At 42.2% G+C, this 25,270-nt stretch carries 27 protein-coding genes, 2 tRNA genes and 1 other RNA gene; 16 read left to right on the top strand and 14 right to left on the bottom strand.

Translation table 11 applies throughout. The annotated features are described in order from the left end of the window. The first annotated feature begins 20 nt into the window (after positions 1-20). Complete coding sequence (locus FOC32_RS15640) at positions 21-581, top strand: flavodoxin family protein (protein ID WP_004784824.1); 561 nt, start codon at positions 21-23, stop codon at positions 579-581. Between the two features lie 51 nt (positions 582-632). Here the strand turns inward: FOC32_RS15640 and smpB are convergent, their stop codons facing one another. After that, the gene (gene smpB / locus FOC32_RS15635; protein ID WP_004784822.1) at positions 633-1,109 is read right to left on the bottom strand and encodes an SsrA-binding protein SmpB; all 477 of its coding nucleotides are present in this window, start codon (positions 1,107-1,109) and stop codon (positions 633-635) included. A 138-nt stretch (positions 1,110-1,247) separates the two neighbouring features. On the opposite strand from smpB, the gene coaD reads away from it, so the two are divergent. From coaD to FOC32_RS17080, 5 genes are all read left to right on the top strand, one after another. After that, a complete protein-coding gene (gene coaD, locus FOC32_RS15630) occupies positions 1,248-1,739 on the top strand; it encodes a pantetheine-phosphate adenylyltransferase (protein WP_004784820.1) in 492 nt (163 codons plus the stop codon). 1 nt (position 1,740) lies between these two features. Further along, a complete protein-coding gene (locus tag FOC32_RS15625; protein WP_034590121.1) occupies positions 1,741-2,004 on the top strand; it encodes a YfhL family 4Fe-4S dicluster ferredoxin in 264 nt (87 codons plus the stop codon). 26 nt (positions 2,005-2,030) lie between these two features. Further along, positions 2,031-2,408: RNase P RNA component class A (gene rnpB / locus FOC32_RS15620), an RNA gene on the top strand. A 72-nt stretch (positions 2,409-2,480) separates the two neighbouring features. Continuing rightward, positions 2,481-2,557 (top strand) — tRNA-Met (locus FOC32_RS15615). Between the two features lie 104 nt (positions 2,558-2,661). Further along, complete coding sequence (locus tag FOC32_RS17080; protein WP_004784817.1) at positions 2,662-3,477, top strand: hypothetical protein; 816 nt, start codon at positions 2,662-2,664, stop codon at positions 3,475-3,477. Positions 3,478-3,496: 19 nt separating this feature from the next. On the opposite strand, the gene FOC32_RS15605 is transcribed toward FOC32_RS17080, so the two are convergent. Beyond that, positions 3,497-4,111: a CatB-related O-acetyltransferase gene (locus FOC32_RS15605; protein ID WP_004784815.1), complete on the bottom strand. Its 615-nt coding sequence runs from the start codon at positions 4,109-4,111 to the stop codon at positions 3,497-3,499. A gap of 106 nt (positions 4,112-4,217) precedes the next feature. Continuing rightward, positions 4,218-4,622 carry a RidA family protein gene (locus tag FOC32_RS15600; RefSeq protein ID WP_175968002.1) on the bottom strand — a complete coding sequence of 135 codons (405 nt, stop codon included), beginning with the start codon at positions 4,620-4,622 and terminating at the stop codon, positions 4,218-4,220. Positions 4,623-4,760: 138 nt separating this feature from the next. On the opposite strand from FOC32_RS15600, the gene FOC32_RS15595 reads away from it, so the two are divergent. Continuing rightward, positions 4,761-5,342, top strand: coding sequence for a TetR/AcrR family transcriptional regulator (locus FOC32_RS15595; protein WP_175968000.1), 582 nt, complete (start codon positions 4,761-4,763; stop codon positions 5,340-5,342). Between the two features lie 76 nt (positions 5,343-5,418). Here FOC32_RS15595 and greA read toward each other — a convergent pair whose 3' ends face one another. From greA to carA, 3 genes are all read right to left on the bottom strand, one after another. After that, positions 5,419-5,895 (bottom strand): transcription elongation factor GreA, encoded by a 477-nt coding sequence (greA, locus tag FOC32_RS15590; RefSeq protein ID WP_005236827.1) that lies wholly within the window; start codon positions 5,893-5,895, stop codon positions 5,419-5,421. 85 nt (positions 5,896-5,980) lie between these two features. After that, positions 5,981-9,211 (bottom strand): carbamoyl-phosphate synthase large subunit, encoded by a 3,231-nt coding sequence (gene carB, locus FOC32_RS15585; RefSeq protein WP_034170174.1) that lies wholly within the window; start codon positions 9,209-9,211, stop codon positions 5,981-5,983. Positions 9,212-9,224: 13 nt separating this feature from the next. Continuing rightward, positions 9,225-10,364 (bottom strand): glutamine-hydrolyzing carbamoyl-phosphate synthase small subunit, encoded by a 1,140-nt coding sequence (gene carA, locus FOC32_RS15580; protein ID WP_005236823.1) that lies wholly within the window; start codon positions 10,362-10,364, stop codon positions 9,225-9,227. A 310-nt stretch (positions 10,365-10,674) separates the two neighbouring features. Between carA and FOC32_RS15575 the strand changes: the two genes are divergently transcribed. Further along, positions 10,675-11,163 carry a hypothetical protein gene (locus FOC32_RS15575; protein ID WP_175967998.1) on the top strand — a complete coding sequence of 163 codons (489 nt, stop codon included), beginning with the start codon at positions 10,675-10,677 and terminating at the stop codon, positions 11,161-11,163. 101 nt (positions 11,164-11,264) lie between these two features. Further along, complete coding sequence (locus FOC32_RS15570) at positions 11,265-11,489, top strand: hypothetical protein (RefSeq protein WP_175967996.1); 225 nt, start codon at positions 11,265-11,267, stop codon at positions 11,487-11,489. Between the two features lie 280 nt (positions 11,490-11,769). On the opposite strand, the gene FOC32_RS15565 is transcribed toward FOC32_RS15570, so the two are convergent. After that, positions 11,770-12,309, bottom strand: coding sequence for a DOMON-like domain-containing protein (locus tag FOC32_RS15565; RefSeq protein ID WP_034170177.1), 540 nt, complete (start codon positions 12,307-12,309; stop codon positions 11,770-11,772). A gap of 11 nt (positions 12,310-12,320) precedes the next feature. After that, positions 12,321-12,644: a ribosome assembly RNA-binding protein YhbY gene (gene yhbY / locus FOC32_RS15560; RefSeq protein WP_004784797.1), complete on the bottom strand. Its 324-nt coding sequence runs from the start codon at positions 12,642-12,644 to the stop codon at positions 12,321-12,323. 196 nt (positions 12,645-12,840) lie between these two features. Between yhbY and rlmE the strand changes: the two genes are divergently transcribed. From rlmE to FOC32_RS15535, 5 genes are all read left to right on the top strand, one after another. Then, positions 12,841-13,491 carry a 23S rRNA (uridine(2552)-2'-O)-methyltransferase RlmE gene (gene rlmE / locus FOC32_RS15555; RefSeq protein WP_004784794.1) on the top strand — a complete coding sequence of 217 codons (651 nt, stop codon included), beginning with the start codon at positions 12,841-12,843 and terminating at the stop codon, positions 13,489-13,491. A 133-nt stretch (positions 13,492-13,624) separates the two neighbouring features. After that, positions 13,625-15,514, top strand: coding sequence for an ATP-dependent zinc metalloprotease FtsH (gene ftsH, locus FOC32_RS15550; protein WP_034170205.1), 1,890 nt, complete (start codon positions 13,625-13,627; stop codon positions 15,512-15,514). Between the two features lie 106 nt (positions 15,515-15,620). After that, entirely contained in the window at positions 15,621-16,235 is a 615-nt protein-coding gene (locus tag FOC32_RS15545) for a GNAT family N-acetyltransferase (RefSeq protein WP_175967995.1), read from the top strand. A gap of 78 nt (positions 16,236-16,313) precedes the next feature. Then, entirely contained in the window at positions 16,314-17,165 is an 852-nt protein-coding gene (gene folP, locus FOC32_RS15540; protein WP_175967994.1) for a dihydropteroate synthase, read from the top strand. Between the two features lie 106 nt (positions 17,166-17,271). Next, positions 17,272-17,586 (top strand): DUF5713 family protein, encoded by a 315-nt coding sequence (locus FOC32_RS15535; protein ID WP_175967993.1) that lies wholly within the window; start codon positions 17,272-17,274, stop codon positions 17,584-17,586. A 27-nt stretch (positions 17,587-17,613) separates the two neighbouring features. On the opposite strand, the gene FOC32_RS15530 is transcribed toward FOC32_RS15535, so the two are convergent. The 3 genes from FOC32_RS15530 to FOC32_RS15520 form a co-directional block, all read right to left on the bottom strand. Next, entirely contained in the window at positions 17,614-18,303 is a 690-nt protein-coding gene (locus FOC32_RS15530; RefSeq protein WP_175967992.1) for a hypothetical protein, read from the bottom strand. A gap of 93 nt (positions 18,304-18,396) precedes the next feature. Then, a tRNA-Leu gene (locus FOC32_RS15525) sits at positions 18,397-18,482 on the bottom strand. Between the two features lie 171 nt (positions 18,483-18,653). Continuing rightward, entirely contained in the window at positions 18,654-19,382 is a 729-nt protein-coding gene (locus FOC32_RS15520) for a hypothetical protein (RefSeq protein ID WP_034170183.1), read from the bottom strand. 169 nt (positions 19,383-19,551) lie between these two features. On the opposite strand from FOC32_RS15520, the gene FOC32_RS15515 reads away from it, so the two are divergent. Then, positions 19,552-20,058, top strand: coding sequence for a hypothetical protein (locus FOC32_RS15515; protein WP_004784781.1), 507 nt, complete (start codon positions 19,552-19,554; stop codon positions 20,056-20,058). A gap of 38 nt (positions 20,059-20,096) precedes the next feature. Here FOC32_RS15515 and FOC32_RS15510 read toward each other — a convergent pair whose 3' ends face one another. From FOC32_RS15510 to FOC32_RS15500, 3 genes are all read right to left on the bottom strand, one after another. Further along, positions 20,097-20,375 (bottom strand): hypothetical protein, encoded by a 279-nt coding sequence (locus FOC32_RS15510; protein ID WP_175967991.1) that lies wholly within the window; start codon positions 20,373-20,375, stop codon positions 20,097-20,099. A 55-nt stretch (positions 20,376-20,430) separates the two neighbouring features. Then, positions 20,431-21,753, bottom strand: coding sequence for a hemolysin family protein (locus FOC32_RS15505; RefSeq protein ID WP_004784777.1), 1,323 nt, complete (start codon positions 21,751-21,753; stop codon positions 20,431-20,433). A 131-nt stretch (positions 21,754-21,884) separates the two neighbouring features. Beyond that, positions 21,885-22,874, bottom strand: a complete 990-nt coding sequence (locus FOC32_RS15500) for a LysR family transcriptional regulator (RefSeq protein WP_004784775.1) — start codon at positions 22,872-22,874, stop codon at positions 21,885-21,887. Between the two features lie 682 nt (positions 22,875-23,556). On the opposite strand from FOC32_RS15500, the gene FOC32_RS15490 reads away from it, so the two are divergent. Beyond that, positions 23,557-25,158 (top strand): isocitrate lyase, encoded by a 1,602-nt coding sequence (locus FOC32_RS15490; RefSeq protein WP_004784773.1) that lies wholly within the window; start codon positions 23,557-23,559, stop codon positions 25,156-25,158. Positions 25,159-25,270 lie beyond the last annotated feature (112 nt).

Raw genomic sequence — 25,270 nt, 5'->3', positions numbered from 1 at the left:
ATTCTTGGTTTTTGATTGTTATGTCCCTATCTTCCCAATCTGTTGCGATTGTTTATCACAGTCCTTATGGACACACGGCTAAAGTGGCAAACTTCATTGCCGAAGGCGCACAAAAAACTGGTGTCCAGGTGTATATGATGAATGTGGAACAGGTGGATTGGGAGGTGCTGGACGCTGCCGATGCGATTGTATTTGGCTGTCCAACCTATATGGGTAGTCTAACCTCTGCCATGAAGTTGTTTATGGAGCAGTCTTCCAAGCGCTGGCTGGCACGTAGCTGGCAAGGCAAGCTGGCAGCAGCCTTCACCAATGGTGGTGGTTTAAGTGGGGACAAGCTGGCTGTCTTGCAGCAGATTAATCTGTTTGCGATGCAACATGGCATGTTGTGGTCAGGTCTACCGTTAATGCCGACAGGTCGTTCCACTACCGATCTGAATCGTATGTCGAGCTTTCTGGGCCTTATGACCCAATCTGACAATGCACCTGTTGAAGTAACACCACCGGAAGGGGATTTACAAACCGCGATCTGGTTTGGTGAATATATTGCCTTGACACTAGCTCGTCTGAATCTAAAAGCCTAATTCGATCTGTAAAAAAAACCTCCATTCATTGGAGGTTTTTTATTGCTGGCATTATTTATGGAAAATACGCGCTTTATCACGTTGCCAGTCACGGTCTTTTTCAGATGCACGCTTGTCGTGTAACTGTTTACCTTTTACCAACGCAATTTCCAGCTTGGCATGCGGGCCTTTCCAGTAACAGGCCAGTGGTACACAGGAATAACCTTTCTGGTTGATCGCGCCCATGAGTTTTTCAATTTCACGGCGTTTCAGCAGCAGTTTACGGGTACGCGTCGCTTCAGGGACAACATGGGTAGATGCACTCAGTAAAGGCTGAATCTGTGCGCCGAACAGGAAGGCTTCACCATTTTTAAAGGTGATATAGCTCTCCACAATACTCATACGACCGGCACGCAGGGATTTTACTTCCCAGCCTTGCAAGGAAAGTCCAGCTTCAAATTTTTCTTCAATAAAATAATCGTGACGGGCACGTTTGTTCAGAGCAATCGTTCCGCCGTTATTTTTTTTAACTACAGTTGCTTTCGCCATAATCAGACACTTCCAAAGTTACAGCTATTGTACCGTAACTTTTATTGAGTTGAAGTGTTTAAATTGATGGAGTTTCTTCACTAAAAAATGAAGATTTTGTTAAAATGGAAACTTACACAATAAACAGAGTACAAATGGATGACTAAAACTCGTGTAATTTATCCGGGAACTTTTGATCCGATCACCAATGGCCATATTGATTTGGTGACCCGCGCAGCAAAGATGTTTGATGAAGTTGTAGTTGCGATTGCCATCGGACATCACAAAAACCCGGTATTTAGTCTGGAAGAACGAGTTGAACTGGCCCAAACGTCATTAAGCCATTTGAACAATGTTGAATTTGTAGGATTTGATGGCCTGCTGGTGAACTTCTTCCGCGAGCAGAATGCGACAGCGGTGTTGCGTGGTTTACGTGCAGTGTCCGATTTTGAGTATGAATTCCAGCTGGCCAACATGAACCGTCAACTGGATTCTCATTTTGAAGCGGTATTTTTAACCCCTTCAGAGCAATATTCTTTTATTTCATCCACATTGGTGCGTGAAATTGCTCGTTTAAGAGGTGATGTGACCAAGTTTGTTCCGCCAAACGTGGTTGAAGCCTTCGAGCGTAAACTTCAACAAGGTTGGTAGAGTGTCTTTATATATCACCGATGAATGTATCAATTGTGATGTCTGTGAACCTGTCTGTCCGAATGAGGCAATTTTCATGGGTGACGTCATCTATGAAATTAACCCAAACCTGTGTACAGAATGCGTCGGACATCACGACAAACCACAGTGCCAGTTATTTTGTCCTGTGGACTGTATCCCGCTTGATCCGAACCATGCCGAGACCCGTGAGGAGCTTCAGGCCAAGTATGAAAAACTGACTGCTCAAAAAACATCAAGCAATTAGTCGCCAGATTTGGTACTATGCGGCTCGAAGTGAGCCAGACGATCGCTGCTGTGGAGATCTCCGTGATTGAAGCAGGGGAGGAAAGTCCGGGCTTCATAGGGCAAGGTGCCAGGTAACGCCTGGGCGGCGTGAGCCGACGGAAAGTGCAGCAGAGAGTAGACCGCCTTCATTATGGTTTCGAGCAATCGGAATCGGAGGTAAGGGTGAAAGGGTGCGGTAAGAGCGCACCGCATGACTGGTAACAGTTCATGGCATGGTAAACCCCACCGGAAGCAAGACCAAATAGGGATCCTTTAGGCATGGCCCATGCTGGATCCGGGTAGGTCGCTTGAGCGTATGAGTGATTGTACGCCTAGAGGAATGATCGTTCTCGACAGAACCCGGCTTATCGGCTCACTTCACCAAATTTTGATCAATCAGCACAATATGGGCTTGACGTTCTAAACAGAAAAACCCATAATGCGCCCACAGTTTAAGGCTATGTAGCTCAGTTGGTTAGAGCACCGCACTCATAATGCGGGGGTCACAAGTTCAAGTCTCGTCATAGCCACCATATTCTGAAAAACCCACTCCGATTGAGTGGGTTTTTTTATGCCTGTTAAATTATTAAGCTAATAGATATACTTTTTAGATTGATAAAAGATTTATAAATTTCATATGGATAAAATTTTCTCTAAAAATATTGTTGGTAGTATTTCTATTTTATGGATCGTATTTATTTTTTGCCTATTGATCATAAAAAGAGGAACTTTAACGGGTCTTGAGCTAAATGCGATAGGGGATTTTATTGCTGGAACATTTGCACCACTTGGATTTTTTTGGCTTGTCGCAGGTTTTTACCAACAAGGCGAAGGTTTAAGGCAAAATTCTGAAGCTTTAAAAATGCAAGCGAAAGAATTAAATACTAGTAGTAAAGCATTGCTAGCTCAAGTAAAGGAAATGCAAGCTTCTGTAGAGCAACAAACACGTCTAGCTGCAGTATATGAAGAAGAGTTGAAACAAAAGCATTTTGAGGTTCAACCATATTTTGAATATGATTTTAATATGTCTAACAACTATGAAGTTGATGAACCTATTTATGATGAAAATGATAATATTATCGATACTTACATAGATAAAAGAATAGAGTTTCAATTAAAAATTACTAATTTGGGAGAACTTGCTAGGAATTTGATAGTTAGATCACGAAAAGGACAACCCGATATTCAAAAAAGACTTTATAAGTTTGAAAACTCACAGACATGCAATATTACTTTTGAAATTGATGGTCAGTGCGCATATGAGTTTTTAGAAGGGAAATTCGATTTTTCGAGACTTTTTAAAGTCGTATATCAAGATATATACGGTAGGTCATATGAGCAATATATATCTTGTAATGTTTATAGCAATATTGACTGTGAAACAGAGCAAGTATATATAGATACAAAATGTGAAATCATCAATAAAGAAGAAGCTTTAGCTCGTAAAGTTTAATAAATACGATTATTTGCATTTAAAAAAAACTGACAATTTTATTCACATCATCCGTCTGCAACTGCTCACGCATTTTTAAAAACTGCTTTTCATCAATATCGTAGATTTTAAGGGAAAGCAGTTTTTCAATATCTTCTTGTGGGAAGCGGTATTTAATAATTTTTGCAGGTACACCACCTACAACAGCATAAGGCGGTACGTCTTTAGTGACTACTGCACCTGTAGCGACTACAGCACCTTCACCAAGCTTCACCCCTTGCATAATCATGGCACGAGAGCCAATCCAACACCCATCACCAATGACTGTGTCCCCAGCAGGCACAAAACTACGTGTATCGAACGGAAATGCTGAAATCCAATCGGTACGGTGTAACTGGTTGCCACCCATCATAATCACACATTCTGCGCCGAAACAGACGAAATTGCCGATATAGAGCTGATCAATCGGCTTCTCAGGCGTTGCAGGCTTATCATGTAAATAACGCACTACACAACGCTCAAAACCCTGATCCCAATAAGCTGAATAGTAGGAATAATTCCCTTTGATATGAATATTTGGGTTCTTCACCGTTTTAGAAATGAACTCGAATTCACACCAATGATTTACCGGAGAATTAATTAACTTTTCAGCCATAAGGGGGATACAAAAAATAGTGAATAAGAAATTATACCTAATCGGTGTTTAAACTTGCTGAATAATATCTAAAAGACGCTCAAGCGACTGCGAATAACGCAAATGATTAGACTGGTGGGGATGCTGTAGGAATACGAGCAATCACTTTAATTTCAAAATCAAAACCTGCTAACCACGTGACACCTACTGCTGTCCAGTTAGGATAAGGCTTCTCTGTAAATATCCGACTTTTCACTTTCATGATGCTTTCGAACTGCCGTTCCGGATCAGTATGAAAAGTTGTGACATCGACAATATCATCGAAAGTACAGCCAGCTGCATCTAATGTAGCAGCCAAGTTTTCAAAGGCTCGTTCTACCTGTTTCTCAAAGTCAGGTTCGGGGCTGCCATCTTCACGGCTACCAACCTGACCGGATACAAATAATAAATCTTCTGATTTGATGGCAGCAGAATAACCATGCTGTTCATACAAAGCATGGCGATCTTGGGGAAATATTGCAGTTCTAGTCATGATAATTCTCGCTCAATTTTAATTTATACGTATTTTAGAAAGCTGTTTAGATCTTCACATACGTATCGTATGTAAACATAATTGACATACGAGACGTATGTCAATTAAAATTTTTCACAATGCTGATGGAAACAACATATGTCTGTACGTGAACAAAAAATGGCGGAAACCCGCAAAAAACTCATAGAAGTCGCACGTCGTGCATTTGCTGAATATGGTTATGCGGATACTTCAATGGATAAGCTCACGGCAGAAGCAGGGCTGACCCGGGGTGCGCTATACCATCATTTTGGAGATAAAAAAGGCTTGTTTGCCGCCGTGGTCGATCAGATTGATTCAGAAATGGCTGAATATGCCGGGCAACATCTGGAGCAGCCTGATGATCTATGGGAAGGATTGATGTTGGAAGGGCGTACTTATATTGAAAATGCTTTGAATGCTGAGTTTCAACAGATTGTGCTACGTGATGGTCCGGCAGTATTAGGAGATCCCGCACATTGGCCAAGTCAAAGTAAATGCCTGCAGTCGACACGTGAATGCGTAGAACAGTTACTGGCTGAAGATAGATTGAAACCAGTCGATGCACTTGCTGCGGCAGTCTTGCTAAATGGTGCAGCAATGAATGCAGCACTGTGGGTTGCTTCTAGTGAGGAACCTGCACAGGTCTTACCTCAGGCTTTACAGGCATTTGAAGCATTGGCGTCTGGATTTTTAAAATAAAGCCGATAGAAATTTCTAGGTTCAATAAAAAACCCCTCATCTGAGGGGTCTTACAGCCTAAAATATCTATTTAAAATTAGATATATTCAACGCTTACGATTTCGTATTCAACTTCACCTTGTGGAGTTACGATTTTCACATCGTCGCCTTCGTTTTTACCCAGCAGACCACGCGCAATCGGAGAGTTTACAGAGATCTTGTTGATCTTAAAGTCTGCTTCGTCATCGCCTACGATTTTGTAAGTTTTGCGTTCTTCAGTGTCCAGATTCTCAATAGTCACAGTGACGCCAAAAACTACACGACCGTTTTGCTCCAGTTCTTTAACATCAATGACTTGGCAAGCACCCAGTTTACCTTCGATGTCCTGAATGCGGCCTTCACAGAAACCTTGCTGCTCACGTGCTGCATGATATTCTGCGTTTTCTTTTAAATCCCCATGCTCACGTGCCTCTGCAATCGCTGCAGTAATACGTGGACGATCCACAGTTTTCAGTTGGTGTAATTCTTTCTCTAAGGCAAGCTTGCCTTCGGGAGTCATAGGATAACGTTGCATAGTTGTCCCTCAGTAATAAAAATGAAAGTCTATAAATGAAAAAAAGCCCGCCACCGAGAAGGTGACGGGACTTCTCAGTAACGAATTAACCTACTGTTAAATCTTGCAAACGATATACATCCATTGGCAATTTAATTGCTAAAGCTTGGCATACAGCATCAGCACCATTCAAGGTAGTTGTGTTATACACTTTACCTTGTAGCGCTGAACGACGGATCGAGAATGAATCTTCCTGCGCTTTTTTACCTTCAGTCGTATTGATTACAAGGTGGATTTCGCCGTTTTTAATACGGTCCACAATATTTGGACGACCTTCAGTTACTTTGTTTACGCGTTCACATTCAAGACCAGCTTCGCTAATCACTTTAAATGTACCATCAGTTGCAAGAATCTTGAAGCCTAGGTCAATCAATTGTTTCGCAATGCCTGCTGCACGAGGTTTATCTGAGTCACGTACAGAAATGAATGCGTGTTTCACTTCACCTTCTGTCGGAAGACCAGGTAGACGTTCGTTCGCACCTAGAACAGCTTTATAAAATGCTTCACCGAATGTTTTACCAACACCCATCACTTCGCCAGTCGATTTCATCTCAGGGCCAAGGATCGGATCAACACCAGGGAATTTGTTGAATGGGAACACTGCTTCTTTTACAGAGAAGTGTTCAGGGATAATCTCTGAAGTGAATCCTTGAGATTCTAGAGATTGACCCGCCATACAACGTGCAGCCACTTTCGCTAAAGATTCGCCGATACACTTAGAAACGAACGGCACAGTACGTGATGCACGTGGGTTCACTTCCAGGATGTAAACGTCTTTGCCTTTAACCGCAAACTGAACGTTCATCAAACCGATTACGCCAAGTTCTTTTGCCATTGCAATTGTCTGACGACGCATTTCGTCCTGAATCTCTTTAGACAAAGAATAAGGAGGAATCGAACATGCTGAGTCACCTGAGTGAATACCTGCTTGTTCAATGTGCTGCATGATGCCGCCAATTACTACGTCTTTACCGTCAGATACGCAGTCTACGTCAACTTCAATTGCATCATCCAGGAAGCGGTCAAGCAGAACAGGTGCTTCGTTTGATGCTTGAACCGCATCACGTAAGTAACGTTTGAGTTCTTCGTCGTTGTACACGATTTCCATCGCACGACCACCAAGGACGTAAGAAGGACGTACAACAAGTGGATAGCCTACTTTAGATGCTTCAGCCATACCTTCTTCAGCAGATTTTACGATGCTGTTATTTGGTTGACGAAGTTGCAGACGTTGAATCATTTGCTGGAAACGTTCACGGTCTTCTGCGCGGTCAATCGCATCAGGAGATGTACCAATGATCGGCGCACCCGCTTCTTCTAAAGCACGAGCCAGTTTCAAAGGTGTTTGACCACCGTACTGCACGATAATGCCTTTTGGCTTCTCGATACGTACGATTTCAAGCACATCTTCAAGTGTAATTGGTTCGAAGTACAAACGGTCAGATGTGTCGTAATCCGTAGAAACAGTTTCAGGGTTACAGTTCACCATGATGGTTTCATAGCCGTCTTCACGCATTGCAAGGGCAGCGTGTACACAGCAGTAATCGAATTCGATCCCTTGACCGATACGGTTAGGGCCGCCACCAATCACCATGATCTTGTCGCGGTTAGATGGATTAGATTCACACTCTTCATCATAAGTTGAGTACATATAAGCAGTATCAGATTCGAATTCTGCAGCACATGTATCCACACGTTTGTAAACTGGAGTGACGCCCAGGTTCCAACGGTGTTTACGGAATTGTTTTTGTGAAATGCCCATCAAGTCCGCAATGCGAAGATCTGATAAACCTTTACGTTTGAATGCACGGATGTTGTCTGCGTTCAAGTCGCCAAAACCTAAAGTTTTGATCTGGTTTTCAGTTTTGATGATGTCTTCGATTTGAATCAAGAACCAGCGGTCAATGTTCGTTGCAGCGAATACTTCGTCTAAAGTAAAGCCGTGACGGAATGCGTCGCCCACGTACCAAATACGCTCAGGACCTGGCACTTTAAGCTCTTGCAAGATTTTGTCGCGCGCGCCTTCAGCACCCACTTCAATTTTTTCGTCAAAACCAGAAGCGCCCACTTCAAGACCACGAAGCGCTTTTTGCATAGACTCCTGGAAGTTACGACCAATGGCCATCACTTCACCCACAGATTTCATCTGTGTTGTCAAAGTTGCATCAGCTTGTGGGAATTTTTCAAAGTTGAAACGAGGAATTTTGGTTACAACGTAGTCGATTGCAGGTTCGAATGATGCAGGTGTTGTACCGCCAGTGATGTCGTTTTTCAACTCATCAAGCGTATAACCCACAGCCAGTTTCGCTGCGATTTTCGCAATCGGGAAACCTGTTGCTTTAGATGCAAGAGCAGATGAACGAGAAACACGCGGGTTCATCTCGATCACAACCATACGGCCGTCTTTCGGGTTAATACCGAACTGAACGTTAGAACCACCTGTTTCTACGCCAATTTCACGAAGTACAGCTAGAGAAGCGTTACGTAGTAACTGGAATTCTTTATCTGTAAGCGTTTGCGCAGGCGCAACAGTGATCGAGTCACCTGTGTGCACGCCCATTGGGTCGAAGTTTTCAATGGTACATACAATGATACAGTTGTCGTTTTTGTCACGAACAACTTCCATCTCGTACTCTTTCCAGCCAATCAGTGATTCATCGATCAATAACTGGTGAGTAGGAGAGAGGTCGAAACCACGTTCACAGATTTCCAGGAATTCTTCACGGTTGTAAGCAATACCACCGCCTGAACCACCCATAGTGAATGATGGACGGATAATCACAGGGAAGCCGAAGCGCGCTTGAATCTCAAGTGCTTCTTCCATAGATTCAGCAATTGCAGCTTTTGGACACTCGAGACCAATTTTACGCATTGCTTCGTCAAACAGTTTACGGTCTTCTGCTTTTTCGATCGCTTCTTTGGTCGCGCCAATCAGTTCAACGTTGTATTTTTCAAGAATACCATTGGCATCCAGTGCAAGGGCACAGTTCAGTGCAGTCTGGCCACCCATCGTTGGAAGGACAGCATCTGGACGCTCTTTTTCAATGATTGCTGCAACAGTCTGCCAGGTAATCGGTTCGATATACGTCGCATCTGCCATTGCAGGGTCGGTCATAATGGTCGCTGGGTTAGAGTTCACCAGAATAACGCGGTAGCCTTCTTCACGAAGCGCTTTACATGCTTGAGCACCTGAGTAGTCAAACTCACATGCTTGACCGATGACGATCGGACCAGCACCAATGATCAAGATGCTTTTAATGTCAGTACGTTTAGCCATGATGCTTCCTTAATTACTTCTTAGATGCTTCGATAAGTTCGATGAAATGATCGAACAATGGTGCGCAGTCATGTGGACCAGGGCTTGCTTCAGGGTGACCCTGGAAGCTGAACGCAGGTTTGTCTGTACGATGGATACCTTGGTTTGTACCATCAAACAGTGAGCGATGAGTCACACGCAATACCGCAGGCAAGGTGCTTTCATCCACTGCGAAGCCGTGGTTTTGAGAAGTAATCATCACTGTACCAGTTTCGATGTTCTGTACAGGATGGTTAGCGCCATGGTGACCGTGCGGCATTTTTACCGTTTTAGCACCCGATGCAAGAGCAAGAATCTGGTGACCCAAGCAGATACCAAATACTGGAATTTCAGTTGTTTCAACAATTGTTTTTACAGCTTCAATTGCGTAGTCACATGCAGCTGGATCGCCAGGACCATTTGACAGGAATACGCCATCTGGATTTAACGCAAGTACTTTTTCAGCAGGAGTTTGTGCAGGCACCACAGTCAATTTACAGCCGCGGTCTGCGAGCATACGCAAGATGTTGGTTTTGACACCGTAGTCGTATGCAACTACATGGAATTTAAGTTCAGGTTGAGTAAAGCCTTTGCCAAGTGCCCATGAGCCTTCAGTCCATTCGAAACCGGTCGGATCACAGCATTCTTTCGCAAGGTCTAAACCACTTAAACCACCGAATGCACGTGCTTTTTCGACTGCTTCTTCTTCAGTGATGTTTTCACCCGCAAGGATACAACCGTTTTGTGCACCTTTATCACGCAAAATTCGAGTTAATCGTCGCGTGTCGATGTCAGCAATGGCAACTACATTGTGCTGTTTTAAATAATCACCAAGTGATTGATTCGCACGGAAGTTACTATGTAGTAAAGGAAGGTCACGGATAATTAAACCGTTTGCCCATACTTTATGAATACGACCTGATTCAGCGTCTTCTTCGTTGCAACCTGTGTTACCGATATGTGGGTAAGTCAGCGTTACAAGCTGCTGTGCATAACTAGGATCAGTCAAAATTTCTTGATAGCCAGTCATGGCAGTGTTGAAAACGACTTCACCAGTCGTACAACCCGATGCGCCAATTGAAGTACCTTTAAAGATAGTTCCGTCGGCAAGGGCTAAAATTGCTGGGGTGCTCAAACCAAAGCTCCTGAAATTTAGGCTGTAAAAAAGCGAGTAGACGAAAAAAAAGGAAGGTTAATTTTTAAACCTACCCTCCTATGTCTGCTCGCTTGAACTTAACACGGCATTATACGCAGAACCACCCCCCAAGTCCAATAGCTTTACAGCAAAAGTATGAGATAAATGGCTTGCTTTTTGCTTGAAAGTCTGTTTTACGAACAACGTAAAAAAATGTAAGCAATTAAGAATTGTCTAACAAATCAAATCTTAATTTTTATCAAAACTACTAATATGAATGAGTCGTAATATAACTATAGGAATAAGACACATGACTACAGCAGCGAAATCTTCCCAATCCAAGAAAAAGATCAATACCGTGGTTTCAGAAACGACTGAACAGCTTGAAAAAGTAGCAGCTGAAGCCAAAGAACAGGTGGTAGAAACTATCGAAGAAAGCAAAGAGAAACTTGAAGTCGAAGCGAAACAGCTGGGTGATACTGTGCAGGAACAGTTACGCCAGTTAAAACAGGATCTGTTACAACGGATAGATACTCTGAAAGAGCAGTTATTTGGTTCGCAAAAAGAACTGACTGAATTAACCAGTTTTATCAAAACCGAATTTACCGCAGTGATTGAAGACTTATCCAATATGGGTAAAGAACTGAAAGAAGATGTCAGCCAGATCTCGACCAAACATAAAGAGCATCTGACTGGTACATTCAAGCGCTCAAAAGACAGCACCATTGAGGTCCTGAAAAAGGTCAAACCCATGGTAAAAGCTGAAAGTTCAGAAAAAAGCCCTGAGCTGAAGAATTAAGGGAATACGCTGACTTAAATTGCATGAAAGGAGAACTGGATACGTTCTCCTTTGTCTTTTTGAGGCAAACGGACTCACAATAATAATGAAAGGGGGTCACGATGCAGCAGCATTATTTTGCAGGTGTACTTGGTTTACTGACGCTGATTATGATGCTTAATCTGGAAAGTTGGTTGATGCGTGCACTTTATCTGGGTGTGATGATGTTATGCTTGGGATTCTTTGGACTAACTTTTGGAACGATTATTCTGATCATCTTCACGTTAACTGTAATTTTTTATGCCGCGGTAAAATCAGTGCAGGACAATCACCGCTTACATCACTAAAATGTCGAAAACAATTAAAACGAACTCTTAGTCTATCAGCTTAAATATCATTTAAATTATTATTAAAGTAGCCAGCCCTAAGTATAGAGAGCAGGCTAGTTGTATCAATTTAATGCTAATTGACCTGAATCCATGTAATGAAAATACAGGTAAATATTTTCCTCAAGCTATAACAGCCAGCTTTGAACGCATGAACTGGAAAAGCCCATAAAAAAACGTGAGACTTTAATGCTCACGTTTTTTAATATCTTTTTTATCCAGCAAATGCTTTTAATCTGCATTAAAAGACATGCAGCCAATCCCGTTTATTGTGGAAGTCTGCTTCTGGACTGCTGTGCTGCATTGCAAAGTATTGATCACCTTGTGAGGTTTTTAATACTGCTGTCAGACCAATAAACAGGTCTGCCCATTTAAGTTTGTGCTCAACCATAAACTCGGTCAGATCCAGACTGACATTCAGACCATAATGGGTGCGTTTAAGCTGATTCAGTTCGATATCGTATGCAGCAGGTGGCGGCATATCTTCCGGATAGCGATATTCCTCAAACTGATAGGCTTGCCAGGCCTGAGAAGGGGAGAGATTGATTTCGCGATAATAATCTTCACCCTGAACCCCGATAAAGATTTCAAAGCAGGTCTGTTCCCACAAAAAATCACGACGGGGATGTGCAGTAACCATTTCTGGCCACAGCACGTACTGGTTGGGATCGCGCAACCAAAATCCGACATTCAAGCTGCATGGATTTTGCTGTTCGATGGCACCGACCAATGAGATTGCCTGAAAACGGCGATCAAATGCGCTGAGTTCGTAACTGGCCATAAATCCTGTACTTAGTTAGAAAGATGGGCAAAACGGACAAGATTGGATAACTTCTGGTTTTGCTTTGGAGCTTTCTTGTAAAGCAGCGCAATTTTACCAATAGTTTGTACCACTTCAGCACCTGTAGTTTCTGAAAGTTCAGCAATGAGTGCTGCACGTGCTTCACGGTCTTCAGCCACCACTTTTACTTTAATGAGTTCGTGATCATTAAGGGCACGATTTAGCTCTTCAACTACAGATTCAGTTAAGCCTTTGTCACCAAGCATTACAACCGGGTTTAATGCATGTCCAATTTGACGTAAACGCTTACGTTCCTGAATAGATAAAGACGCCATGAGAGATAACCTGATTTTTAAAACGGCTTAGTATAGCAAAAGCGAAAAATAAACGCTGTAAATTCTCAGGAAATAATCACTTGTAAATAATCGCAAATCACACCGGAATACTCAGATTTAGATACACATGTATACTGCAAAAAATGTGTTTTTCACGTACAATGAATCATTAGAAGTTTTTTTTATTTAGAGAGTTATGGCAACACGCATTACCAACCAAAAGTTATCTAAAAGTAGTCGTGCGTGGATGAGAGAGCATCTTGATGACTTTTATGTGAAAAAAGCACAAAAAGAAGGTTATCGTGCCCGTGCTGCGTACAAGTTGCTAGAAATTCAGGAAAAATACGGCATTATTAAACCCGGCATGACTGTAGTGGACTTGGGTGCTGCCCCAGGAAGCTGGTCCCAGATTGCCGGAAAACTGGTCGGTGACAAAGGTCTGGTGATTGCATCAGACATCTTGGAAATGGATGCGCTACCTGATGTGACTTTCTTGCAGGGCGATTTCCGTGAACAAGAAGTATTCGATAAATTGTTAAATATTTTAAACGGACGCACAGTAGACGTTGTAATTTCAGATATGGCCCCCAATACATCAGGTAATAGAGCTGTAGATCAACCACGTCAGATTTATTTATGTGAACTTGCTCTGGATTTTGCCAACAAGGTACTCGGTCCGAAAGGACAGTTTGTAGTGAAAGTATTCCAGGGTTCAGGTTTTGATGAATTTCGTAAAGAAGTCGTTAACAGTTTTGATGTATTGAAGACGATTAAACCTGCTGCATCACGTGCCCGTTCGAAAGAAGTGTTTTTGGTCGGACAGGGACGCAAGAAGGCTTTGAAATAAAGTTTACTTGCCAACACGTTAAAAATTGTGCATTTTGTAGGTTTTTACATTATTGCAAATTGATTTGCAGCTTATTGATTAAGGTCACCCTTCGAGGGCATGATCAAATTAGATTGGAATGGGAAATAAAGCTTTGAGCGATCTTTTTAAGAATGCCGTATTGTGGCTCGTGATACTGGGTGTGCTGGTGTTAATCTTCAGCAACGTCAGTGACCGCAATCAACCGACTACAATGAACTATTCGGAGTTTGTTGCCGCGGTCAATGCTGGCCAAATTAAACAAGTTACAATTGATGGCGAAAGAATTCGCGGTGAAAAATCAAACGGTTCAGAGTTTGAAAGCATTCGCCCGGCAGTTCAAGACCCAGAACTGATGCCAAGCCTGATTAAAAATAATGTAGTCGTTGAAGGTGAAGCGCCTCAACGTCAAGGCTTGCTCATGCAATTGCTGATTGCAAGTTTTCCTGTGCTTCTAATCATTTTGTTATTCATGTTCTTTATGCGCAACATGGGTGGCGGTGCAGGCGGCAAGAATGGCCCAATGAGCTTTGGTAAATCTAAAGCGAAAATGCTATCTGAAGACCAGATCAAAGTAACATTTACTGATGTGGCGGGTTGTGATGAAGCAAAACAGGAAGTGGTCGAAATCGTTGACTTCCTGAAAGATCCTGCAAAATTCAAACGTCTGGGTGCGACTATTCCTAAAGGCGTCCTGATGGTGGGTCCTCCAGGTACAGGTAAAACCCTGCTGGCTAAAGCCATTGCGGGTGAAGCAAAAGTTCCATTCTTTAGTATCTCAGGTTCTGACTTCGTTGAAATGTTTGTCGGTGTCGGTGCATCTCGTGTACGTGACATGTTCGAACAGGCAAAACGCCATGCACCATGTATCATCTTCATTGATGAGATTGATGCAGTCGGTCGTCATCGTGGTTCAGGTACAGGTGGCGGTCATGATGAACGTGAACAGACTCTGAACCAGATGCTGGTAGAGATGGACGGTTTTGAAGGCAATGAAGGCATTATCGTGATCGCTGCAACTAACCGTGCTGATGTACTGGATAAAGCTTTACTTCGTCCAGGCCGTTTCGACCGTCAAGTCATGGTAGGTCTGCCAGATATTAAAGGTCGTGAGCAAATCCTGAATGTACATTTGAAGAAATTGCCTTCTACTACGGGTGTAGATGTCAAAGTGCTTGCTCGTGGTACACCAGGCTTCTCAGGTGCACAGTTGGCGAACCTTGTAAACGAAGCGGCATTATTTGCTGCACGCCGTAACAAGAACACCGTCGATATGCATGACTTTGAAGATGCGAAAGACAAACTGTACATGGGCCCTGAACGTAAATCGATGGTACTTCGTGAAGAAGAGCGTCGTGCTACGGCTTACCATGAAGCAGGTCATGCGATTGTGGCAGAAATGCTTCCAGGTACAGATCCTGTGCATAAAGTCACCATCATGCCGCGTGGCTGGGCATTGGGTGTCACCTGGCAGTTGCCTGAGTTTGACCAGACTAGCCATTATAAAGACAAGATGTTGAATGAACTTTCAATCCTGTTTGGTGGTCGTATCGCAGAAGAAGTATTTATTAACCAGATGTCGACTGGTGCTTCGAATGACTTTGAACGTGCAACTAAAATGGCACGTGCGATGGTGACCAAATATGGTATGTCGGACAAGTTAGGCGTCATGGTCTATGAAGATGACTCTCAACAGTCATTTATGGGTAGCATTGGTACCCGTACGATTTCTGAGGCCACCCAACAACAGGTAGATGCGGAAGTTCGTCGTATCATCGATGAGCAATACAAGGTTGCACGCGATATCCTTGAAAATAATAAAGATATTGCCCATGCCATGGTGAAAGCGCTACTTGAGTGGGAAACAATTGATCGTGAACAGATTCGTGACATTATGGAAGGTCGTGAGCCAAAACCACCTAAAGTTTATGTTTCAGACAATCCAGTGATTGATGTAACACCGACTGATGGTCCAATGACTCCTCCGCCATTACCAGCGAACTAAGTTAACAATTAAAACCACCTTCGGGTGGTTTTTTTATGGCTATTATTTTGTCATATCTAGTTGAATGCTATAGTCAACTCATAAAAATCAATGAGTAAAAATAAGAATGAATTTACCTGTTCTGGAATCCGATATTTATCAGCTACGTTTGGAGCCACTGAGCTGGGAACATTTTGCAGACTTAGAAACTGCATGTGCCGAAGGGGACTTAGGGGAAGTGTTATATAACTCGGTGCCTTACCTACATAAACTTAAACACTACTTTATCCAAGCTTTTGAACAGCAGTCCAAAGGTGAAAGAATGGCTTTTGCCGTGATTGATTTGAATTCGGGCCGCGCCATTGGCACCACCAGTTATCATGATATCAAGCCAGAAATTCCACGCGTTGAAATTGGCTTTACCTGGTATGCCAAACCTTATCAACGAACCTATGTAAACCGGGTCTGTAAATATCTTTTGTTGCAGCATGCATTTGAAGAGCTGAATGCTCAAGTGGTAGGCTTTCGGACTGATCATCTGAATCTCAAAAGTCAAAAAGCTATTGAAGCTCTGGGTGCCAAACAGGATGGCATCATTAGATGTCATATGCTGCTTAAAGATGGCGTGACACTCAGAGATAGTTATATCTATAGTATTTTAAAAAGCGAATGGGTTGATGTAAAAGCGTTACTGCAAGCCAAGCTGATGCAATATTCCAATAAGAACCACTTTGAAATCTAAGCCTTGATTAGATTGAGCTTTGCTTTATTGACCTTTCCATAAGACAATACCGGGGTTATTGTGAACTAGGAGTGAACCATGCAGCTGAAGCCATTACGACCACAGATCTGGACTTTCGGTCATTTGAAACTGGATTTGTCTCAGCCGCATGTGATGGGAATTTTAAATGTGACTCCGGATTCCTTTAGCGATGGAGGGCTACACAATCAGAAAGATCAGGCAGTAGTAAAAGCCGTAGAAATGATGGCTGATGGCGCTACTGTAATTGATGTCGGTGGTGAATCTACACGTCCGGGTGCATCAGCCGTGGAAGTTGAAGAAGAAATTCGTCGTGTTGTGCCTGTAGTTGAAGAACTGGCCAAGTATGATGTGATCATCTCGATTGATACTTCACAGCCAGAAGTGATTAAAGCAGCCGTGAAAGCGGGTGCACATATCTGGAATGATGTACGCGCGCTCACTCGTCCACAAGCGTTAGAGACGGCAGCAGAACTGAATATTCCTGTGATCATCATGCATATGCGTGGTGAGCCGACTACGATGAATAATCTGGATCAGTATGATGATGTGACTCAGGATGTGATTCGGGAACTGTCACAACGGGTTCAAGATGCTCTAGATGTGGGTGTTAAAGCTGAACATATCATGATTGATCCTGGTTTTGGATTTGCAAAAAATGCCCAGCAAAATCTCAAGTTGCTTCAGGAATTTTATAAACTGACTGAAATGGGCTATCCAGTTCTTTCTGCCTTATCCCGCAAACGTTTTATTGGGACTGCTCTGGATGGTGCAGAACCTCAAGCACGTGCAGTAGGTTCGGCTGCGGCGCATTTGCTGAGCATTCAGCAAGGTGCCTGTATGGTTCGTGCACATGATGTCAAGGCAACAGCAGACGCCATAAAAATCTGGAAAGCTATGCAAAATGCCTAAATCTGGGCTGAAAAACATATAGGGGGCACAAGCTGTTTGGCTTTTAAACAGCAATGTGCTATACAGGCACGCTTAAGTTAGATTGTCATCATTTAGAGTGCCTGTAATGTTTGCAGATTTACTTCTCCCCATGTTCGATGATGAATATTATCCCGATATTCTGGTTGCGGAAATCAAGCAACACATCGAACGCTTTGCTTCAAATGTATCTAAATCCGATCTGTCAGATCAGGACGTGTACCAGCTAGCGCATGAGACTGTGGTAGACATCAATGCTATGAAACCGCAGTTTGAAGATCTGGACTCTTCTCTGGATGATACTGCCGCAGACTATATTGCCGAGGCCATGATGATGGTCGTGCAAGAACAGGGTCTGTTTGATATTGAAATGGAAGAACTGGTCGTTAATCGCGAATGGTAAAAAAAGCCCTGTTAAACAGGGCTTTTTTTAATGATCTGAAAATACGTCTTTTAAATTTTTATAATGAATTTCTTCCAGTAATTTCTGCTCTTCCCGCATGCAGCTGTGATGCAAATCCAGATAATACTGCTTTAAATCTTTTTGATAAGGCACTGGTTCCGGCTCTTTGCTTTGCGACTGCTGATAAGACCAGTAAGCCAGTTGACGGATTTTCTGCAAACGTACCAGAAGGGTGCTGCGAGTCGAAACTCTAAAACAAGGCTCGACTAAAACCGGTACAAGGCTACTGAAAGCAAGCAGGGCCAAGCAAGGCAAGGTAATAAATGCTGAGTGAAAATACTGATAATTTATAAATGACAGAATCGCAATCAGGGTTTGCATATACAGGCAGAGTTGTAAACGTTTGGCATAGCGAGCAGAACTGTATTTCGCCTGAAACTGGGCGCGCCAGATATAAGGATAGAGCATGCCGATCATGACAACGGTACCAGCACTGAGCGCCTGATATTTTGAAGTGACAAAATCAGGATAAAACGGCAGCGAAAAGCACAGGCAGCAAAAACCTGTGATCATGATCAGAATACCGATACGTAAATACAGATATAGATCAGTGGTCTGGTTCAAATATTTATAACGGCCATAGCTGAGGCTGCAAAAGAATGCATCAGGATGGCGTAATTGCAATCTGGCTAGATCAAAAGAACGGGATGCAGACATGGGGAGGGCACATTCTATTGGTGATAATCACGCATAAAAAAACCAGCTGAATGCTGGAGATTTTTCATTGCACCATTCTAATCAGAATTAAAATGGTGCCCGAGGCCAGACTCGAACTGGCACGCTTTGTGGGCGGGGGATTTTAAATCCCCTGTGTCTACCGATTTCACCACTCGGGCATGTGCGCAATAATAGAGGACGAAATAAAGCTTGGCAAGTAAATTTCAATACGTTTGCTTTATTTTCAAGCAATTCAGTAGCTTAAATTTAGAAATTAATTCTATAGTGCTGGATGATAAGCGTGAGAAGTCATGTAATTTTCTATTTCAGGACGTGTTTAAAAAAACTTTTTACAGGTGCTCATCCAGATAAGTATCGATATCGATGTATTTAATCTTCTTGCACTGCTCATGTTCCAGTTTAAACAAACGGGTATGCAAATCCGCATAGTGCTGAAGCTGATTTTTCAATTCTTCATTTGGGGAGGTCGGCTTGGAATGAAAAAATAATTTCAGACGCAGTTTCCAAGTTTGTTGATAAGCCCAGAAACAGATGCGGCGTAACTGCTGCAGTTGATATTGTTCAGTTGTATTGGTAGTAGGGCGGAACATATTTTCTTTATAGAACCGTACAAAACCAAAACTGATCCCGAAAAAGAATAGAATCCACATGACCGTACTGCTTTGTAGAAAAACCAGATTCAGCGCTTCCAGCACAATGACTACAGTGAGTTTAATCGGTGTATGTCTTAAAAACTGATAGAGGGAATGGGAAGAATGCCGGATCTGCTTGATCACCAGTGGAACTACCAGCATCAGAAATAACAGAATAGTCAGAATCGCATAACTTTGCGCCTGAAAGTTTTGGGCAGTTGACAGCTTAGAGGAATAAACATCTTTGAGAGCCAGGCTAATCGGTACAAAGATCATGGCAGCCAGCACCCAGGGAATCAGTTCCTTGAGATCACTTAAAATACCTTTAGTCTTGATCTGACCATAAAACAGATAATTTCTTTTAAAGGCAGCTGGATAAAGCAGTTTAAGTTGCTGCAATAAAAGATCAATCTGTTTGGTTTGCATAATAAAAAAGTAAATCAGAAACTTGCCGCCTACTATAGCCAATTTACGCCAGAATGATAGAGATGATCCGGATTTTGCAATTATTAGAGTTGAAGCTAAAGATTTTAATTTTTTAGTAAGGATTTATGCGAAAATAGTCCATTGCATATTTATTTTTTAGGGACAGTTTATGACTGATCAATCTCCTGCGACGCTAAGCGACATCGAAATTTTAGACATCCTTCAAACCATGAAGAATGATGAGCTAGATACAGAAGCAAAAGAAGTCATTCGTCAGGGTGGTAAAGCGGGTCGTCAGGAAGCGCATAAGCAGGCGTTGGTTGTATTGAATCAGTCATTTGAAGAAAAATTTGTTGAAGCGGTTTCTCTGGCCCTGAATTTGAATGAAGCACAAATCAAAAAAATCCGCTATAAGAAAGACCGTATCCGTATTTTAAAAGCGCGTGGTATTGATTACCTGGCAATTGATGGCGCGGAAACTGCCTTTGTACTGGCGCAGATTGCACAGGCGATTCTGCGTGAAGATGCGGTCGTCACTCATGACCTCCACAATATTTTCCCATTCTGGAAAGAAGGCTGGCCAATGGTGCAATTTGATAATGCCTACAAAATTTTGCAGGAAGATATCCAGATCCATTATCAGGCAGTCCTTGAAGCACTTTTATCAAAAATCTAAATCGAATTGAATGTAAAAAAGCACCTTCGGGTGCTTTTTTAATGAGAATAAAATAGGGAAAGCAGCCAACGCACAGGAAAGATAAACAGCCGCCACCAGGTGATGAGTGGATAATAAAAATATTCGCCTATTCTTAAAGTCGAATCAAATCCTTGCCGACGCCGCTCATAAGGATAGGGAGTCAGCCAGATTGAAAGTAAAATGAGTACAATTGCTAGAATCAGAAATATAGGCTGTTGATCTTGCATAAAGAAGAAATAGATTAAATATAAGGCCGAATAAAAACTTAGACAGGCGAGTAGCGCAGTAATATTCATAAAAGCCTCATTATTATTGTTTTTGGAATTTTAAAAAAATTGAAGAAGAACCAGATTATTCTGATTCTTCTGTCGGTGGCTTTTTCACTTCTAGCATACGTGTAACCAGTAACTGGTCAATCTTGAAATGATCAACATCGACAACTTCAAACTTATAACCCGCATGTAGCACAATATCTGCTGGACGTGGAATTTTACGCAGCTTGAACATCATAAAACCAGCCAGAGTTTCATAATTCTCTTCATCTGGCATTTCATCAATTTCCAGCGCATGTTTAATGTCTTCAATAGGCGTACTGCCATCAATCAGCCATGAATTGCTGTCACGCTTAATGATCTGCTGGTCTTCTTCCAAGGGAGTAACCCAGTCGCCCATCACGGTAATCATGATGTCGGAAAGGGTAATGACACCTACGACCAAGGCATATTCATTAATAACGACTGCAAACTTTTCCTTGGTTGAACGGAAGCGATCCAGTAATTCAGATAGAGTCAGTGTATCTGGAATGGTCAGAACCGTACGGATGGTATTTTCATTCAACTGAAGTAAAGACTGATTATTCAGAATACGAACCAGAATATCTTTGGAGTCGACATATCCAATCACATCATCGATATTTTCATTACAGACCAGGAACTTGGAGTAAGGAAATTCAGCCAATTTCTGGCGAATACTGGCTTCAGATTCTTTCAAGGTAAAGAACACCACATTTTCACGAGTCGTCATACTGGAAGGAACATTACGTTCTTCAAGCTCAAACACGTTCTCAATAAAGTGATGTTCCTGTTTCTGTAACACTCCTGCCTGAGCACCCGCATCCATTACCGCAGAAATATCAGCAAAGGTAATATTGTCATCTCGAATGGTATTCACTTTAAATAAACGGAATAACAGGTTCGCAATGGCATTGATGAACCAGGCCAATGGTTTACAGATTTTGATAAATACCTGAATCGGATTAATCACCGAGACAGAAATTTTTTCTGGAGCGATCATGGCCAGACGTTTTGGCATCAAGTCCGCAAACAGAATAAATAATGAAGTAACTGCAGTGAAGGACAAGCTGAACGCAATCGTTTCAGTCCAGGGACCTTGATAAAATCTGGAAAGTAAATTGATGATATAAGGGCGGAAGGCGCCTTCACCTAAAATACCGCCTAAAATGGCAACGGCGTTTAAGCCGATTTGGGAAGCTGCAAAAAAGTCAGCAGAGTTTTCTTGTAAATCTAAAACTTTTTGAGCGCGAATATCTCCCGATTCGGCCAAAATTTTTAATTTGACCTTACGAGCACCTGCAAGCGCGATTTCTGTTAATGATAAAAAACCGGCCCCCGCGATGAGTAATAAGATAATCACGATGTTTTGAAAGAGGCTCACGAATCCACCTGTGGATTAATATGATCTAGCTAAAAATATTTTTAACACAAAAAAAGACTTGAGGTACAAATAAAGCAACTCAAGTCTCTAGAGTATAAGCTTAAAAATGAGCAATTTAGCTAATATTCAATTTAATAATGAGAAAATTGCGAATTATTCATTAAAAATTCACGATTTTCTTCTTCGATCATCTGACGCGCTACATATAGAATCAGCTGACGTAACCAGCGATGGGCGGGATGATGATGCAATAAAGGACACCACGCCATCTTCAATTCAAACTCAGGAATATAAAATGGTGGGTCTTTAATGAGTAAGTTCTGGTTTTTGGCTTGCAGACGTGCAATACGGGTCGGTAATGTTGCTACAAGATCTACATTGGCCGCCAAAAGACCGGGCATTTGATAGTGACGGGTAAATACCGAAATCTTACGTTTTTGGCCAATACGTTCAAGAGCCTGATCAATCCAGCCGAGACCCGCTTGTTTCTCAGGATTTACCCCAAAGCCGACGCCCATGCCAGTTTTTGATACCCAGATATGCTGTGCATCCAGATAACTTTTCAGATTCAGGTTACCTGCAGCCGGATGCTTGTTATTTAACAGGCAAGAAAAGCTGTCACGCCAAACCAGTACCTGATGGAAGCTTTGTGGAATTTCATTAAAACGGTTAATTGCCAGATCAACTTTACCTTGTTCCATGTCACGATAGGACACATCACTTGGCGTTAAGAAGTCGAGAACCACATTCGGTGCTTCTGAACGTAATGCTTTTACCAAGCGTGGTACCAGTGTGGCTTCAGCATAATCTGAAGTCATGATACGGAAGACACGATTTGAGGTATAAGGACGGAACTCGGTACGCGGTTCCAGAATCATGGAAAGATCCGCTAAGGCGTCGCGGATACGAGGTTGGAGTTCTAGCGCACGTTCTGTTGGGGTCATACCTTCAGAAGAGCGAATCAGGAGGGGATCATTAAATAAATTTCGTAAGCGACGTAAAATGTTACTCATCGCAGGTTGGGTTACCCCAAGTTGTTCTGCTGCACGCGTGACATTTTTTTCACGTAAAAGTACGTCAAGATAAATGAGGAGATTAAGATCGACCCGCTCCAGATTCATAAAAAAAATACCGAAAATAAAATTATGAAATTATATGGATTATGCCATAACTACTATAGCTTGTGTACGCACCTGATGAAAAAAAAGCCCAGCTGATTGTACTGAAATACCTTTTTAGAGTCTCTTTCACTGTAGATTTTGCCAGCCTGAACCCTTTTCTATTTTTAAGAGCAGAAAGCAAATCTGGCTGCATCCAAAAACGAAAGAAAGGTATTTCTGAAAAACAGAGGGAATTAGCAAATAATGTGTCAGATTTGACTAAAAATATTTCCACAAATAAATGAAAAATAATTCCTTTGAAATAAGTGTTCCAAGTTTTAAGGCTTAGAAAATAGACAAAAATTGCTGAAATTAAGCGCTGCTAAAGTCCTGCAAGACTTAAGTCTAATGAATATTTTTTACCCATATTGCTGATATTTAAGACAAAATATAATTTTAAAAATTCAAAAATAAAATATTAAATACAATAACTTATAAAAAATTGATCAATATATAATTAGACTTTCATCTACATATTTTTTAAATAAATAATGATAATTCTTGCAGAATATTGGATTAATTTTTCGAAGCCCACTAATCTTTAGTTATCCCAACGGATCGTCGAAAATCTGAACAAGTCATTGAGGGTGTGATTTGAGCGGTTCGTTGCAGAAAAATCCTAATATTAATACAGGAATATATCATGACTACATACCAAACAGCGATTGATGCAATCCGCGAATTAAAAGCGAAATTCGGTAACACTTGGGCAGACATCAGTCCTGAAGATGCTGCGCGTATGCAAATGCAAAACCGTTTCAAAACTGGTTTAGACATTGCTAAATATACAGCGGCGATTATGCGTCGTGATATGGCTGCTTATGATGCAGACTCTAGCAAATACACTCAATCACTAGGCTGCTGGCACGGTTTCATCGCTCAGCAAAAAATGATTGCGAACAAAAAATACTTCGGTACAACTGAACGTCGCTATATCTACCTTTCTGGCTGGATGGTTGCTGCACTTCGTTCAGAATTCGGTCCTCTTCCTGACCAATCTATGCACGAAAAAACTTCTGTTCCTGCATTGATCGAAGAAATCTACACATTCTTACGTCAAGCTGATGCGAAAGAACTGAACGACCTGTTCCGCGCACTTAAAAAAGCTCAAGACGCTGGTGATACAGCTAAAGCTGCTGAAATCACTTCACAAATCGACAACTTCCAAACTCACGTTGTGCCAATCATTGCGGACATCGACGCTGGTTTCGGTAACGAAGAAGCAACTTACTTATTAGCTAAGAAAATGATCGAAGCGGGTGCTTGTGCACTTCAAATCGAAAACCAGGTTTCTGACGCGAAACAATGTGGTCACCAAGCTGGTAAAGTAACAGTTCCACACGAAGACTTCATCGCGAAAATCCATGCTCTTCGCTATGCATTCCTTGAAATGGGTCTTGACGACGGTATTATCGTTGCACGTACTGACTCTGAAGGCGCTGACTTGACTCAAAAAATCCCAGTGGTTAAAGAGCCAGGCGACATCGCTTCTCAATACATCAGCTACTTAGACACTCAAGAAATTGACATCTCTGAAGCACAAGAAGATGAAATTCTGATCAAACGTGATGGTAAACTTCACCGTCCTAAACGTCTTGCTTCTGGTCTATACCAGTTCCGTGAAGGCACGCAAATCGACCGCGTTGTACTTGACTGCGTAACTAGCTTACAAAACGGTGCTGACCTACTTTGGATCGAAACTGCGACTCCAAACGTTGCTGAAATCGCTCACATGGTTAACCGTGTACGTGAAGTTGTGCCAAATGCGAAACTTGTTTACAACAACTCTCCATCATTCAACTGGACACTGAACTTCCGTCAACAAGCGTACGACCGTTGGGTTGCTGAAGGTAAAGACGTATCTGCATACGACCGCGCTAAATTGATGAGCGCTGAGTACGACGATTCTGAATTGGCTGCTGAAGCTGACGAAAAAGTACGTACATTCCAAGCAGACGCTTCTCGTGAAGCAGGCGTGTTCCACCACTTGATCACTCTGCCTACTTACCACACAGCTGCTCTTTCTACTCACGAGCTTGCTCAAGGTTACTTCGGTTCTGAAGGTATGTTGGCTTATGTTGCTGGCGTACAACGTAAAGAAATCCGCGGTGGTATCGCTTGTGTGAAACACCAAGCAATGGCTGGTTCTGACATCGGTGACGACCACAAAGAAATCTTCGCTGGTGACAACGCGCTTAAAGCGGGTGACGATGCGAAAAACACAATGAACCAATTCTCTGCTTAATCAGCTCTGAATCGATTCTAAAAAAACCCTGCGCAAGCAGGGTTTTTTTATACCTAACATAAAATGAATAACCCTATAAATTGTTGAAACAGCTAGATGAAAGGCAAAATCT

This window comes from Acinetobacter sp. FDAARGOS_724 (genome assembly GCF_013364475.1).
Lineage (GTDB): Bacteria > Pseudomonadota > Gammaproteobacteria > Pseudomonadales > Moraxellaceae > Acinetobacter > Acinetobacter variabilis.
This window is presented reverse-complemented; position numbering and strand designations above follow the sequence as displayed.

Coding starts and splice junctions, on each gene's coding strand:
- FOC32_RS15605 (WP_004784815.1), bottom strand. CDS start 4,111: ATGGCTGAAAAGTTAATTAATTCTCCGGTAAATCATTGGTGTGAATTC.
- FOC32_RS15530 (WP_175967992.1), bottom strand. CDS start 18,303: ATGTCTGCATCCCGTTCTTTTGATCTAGCCAGATTGCAATTACGCCAT.
- FOC32_RS15515 (WP_004784781.1), top strand. CDS start 19,552: ATGACTGATCAATCTCCTGCGACGCTAAGCGACATCGAAATTTTAGAC.
- FOC32_RS15535 (WP_175967993.1), top strand. CDS start 17,272: ATGTTTGCAGATTTACTTCTCCCCATGTTCGATGATGAATATTATCCC.
- rlmE (WP_004784794.1), top strand. CDS start 12,841: ATGGCAACACGCATTACCAACCAAAAGTTATCTAAAAGTAGTCGTGCG.
- FOC32_RS15575 (WP_175967998.1), top strand. CDS start 10,675: ATGACTACAGCAGCGAAATCTTCCCAATCCAAGAAAAAGATCAATACC.
- smpB (WP_004784822.1), bottom strand. CDS start 1,109: ATGGCGAAAGCAACTGTAGTTAAAAAAAATAACGGCGGAACGATTGCT.
- FOC32_RS15490 (WP_004784773.1), top strand. CDS start 23,557: ATGACTACATACCAAACAGCGATTGATGCAATCCGCGAATTAAAAGCG.
- FOC32_RS15545 (WP_175967995.1), top strand. CDS start 15,621: ATGAATTTACCTGTTCTGGAATCCGATATTTATCAGCTACGTTTGGAG.
- greA (WP_005236827.1), bottom strand. CDS start 5,895: ATGCAACGTTATCCTATGACTCCCGAAGGCAAGCTTGCCTTAGAGAAA.
- folP (WP_175967994.1), top strand. CDS start 16,314: ATGCAGCTGAAGCCATTACGACCACAGATCTGGACTTTCGGTCATTTG.
- FOC32_RS15500 (WP_004784775.1), bottom strand. CDS start 22,874: ATGAATCTGGAGCGGGTCGATCTTAATCTCCTCATTTATCTTGACGTA.
- FOC32_RS15510 (WP_175967991.1), bottom strand. CDS start 20,375: ATGAATATTACTGCGCTACTCGCCTGTCTAAGTTTTTATTCGGCCTTA.
- FOC32_RS15640 (WP_004784824.1), top strand. CDS start 21: ATGTCCCTATCTTCCCAATCTGTTGCGATTGTTTATCACAGTCCTTAT.
- FOC32_RS15600 (WP_175968002.1), bottom strand. CDS start 4,622: ATGACTAGAACTGCAATATTTCCCCAAGATCGCCATGCTTTGTATGAA.
- FOC32_RS15565 (WP_034170177.1), bottom strand. CDS start 12,309: ATGGCCAGTTACGAACTCAGCGCATTTGATCGCCGTTTTCAGGCAATC.
- yhbY (WP_004784797.1), bottom strand. CDS start 12,644: ATGGCGTCTTTATCTATTCAGGAACGTAAGCGTTTACGTCAAATTGGA.
- carB (WP_034170174.1), bottom strand. CDS start 9,211: ATGGCTAAACGTACTGACATTAAAAGCATCTTGATCATTGGTGCTGGT.
- FOC32_RS17080 (WP_004784817.1), top strand. CDS start 2,662: ATGGATAAAATTTTCTCTAAAAATATTGTTGGTAGTATTTCTATTTTA.
- coaD (WP_004784820.1), top strand. CDS start 1,248: ATGACTAAAACTCGTGTAATTTATCCGGGAACTTTTGATCCGATCACC.
- FOC32_RS15520 (WP_034170183.1), bottom strand. CDS start 19,382: ATGCAAACCAAACAGATTGATCTTTTATTGCAGCAACTTAAACTGCTT.
- FOC32_RS15570 (WP_175967996.1), top strand. CDS start 11,265: ATGCAGCAGCATTATTTTGCAGGTGTACTTGGTTTACTGACGCTGATT.
- FOC32_RS15595 (WP_175968000.1), top strand. CDS start 4,761: ATGTCTGTACGTGAACAAAAAATGGCGGAAACCCGCAAAAAACTCATA.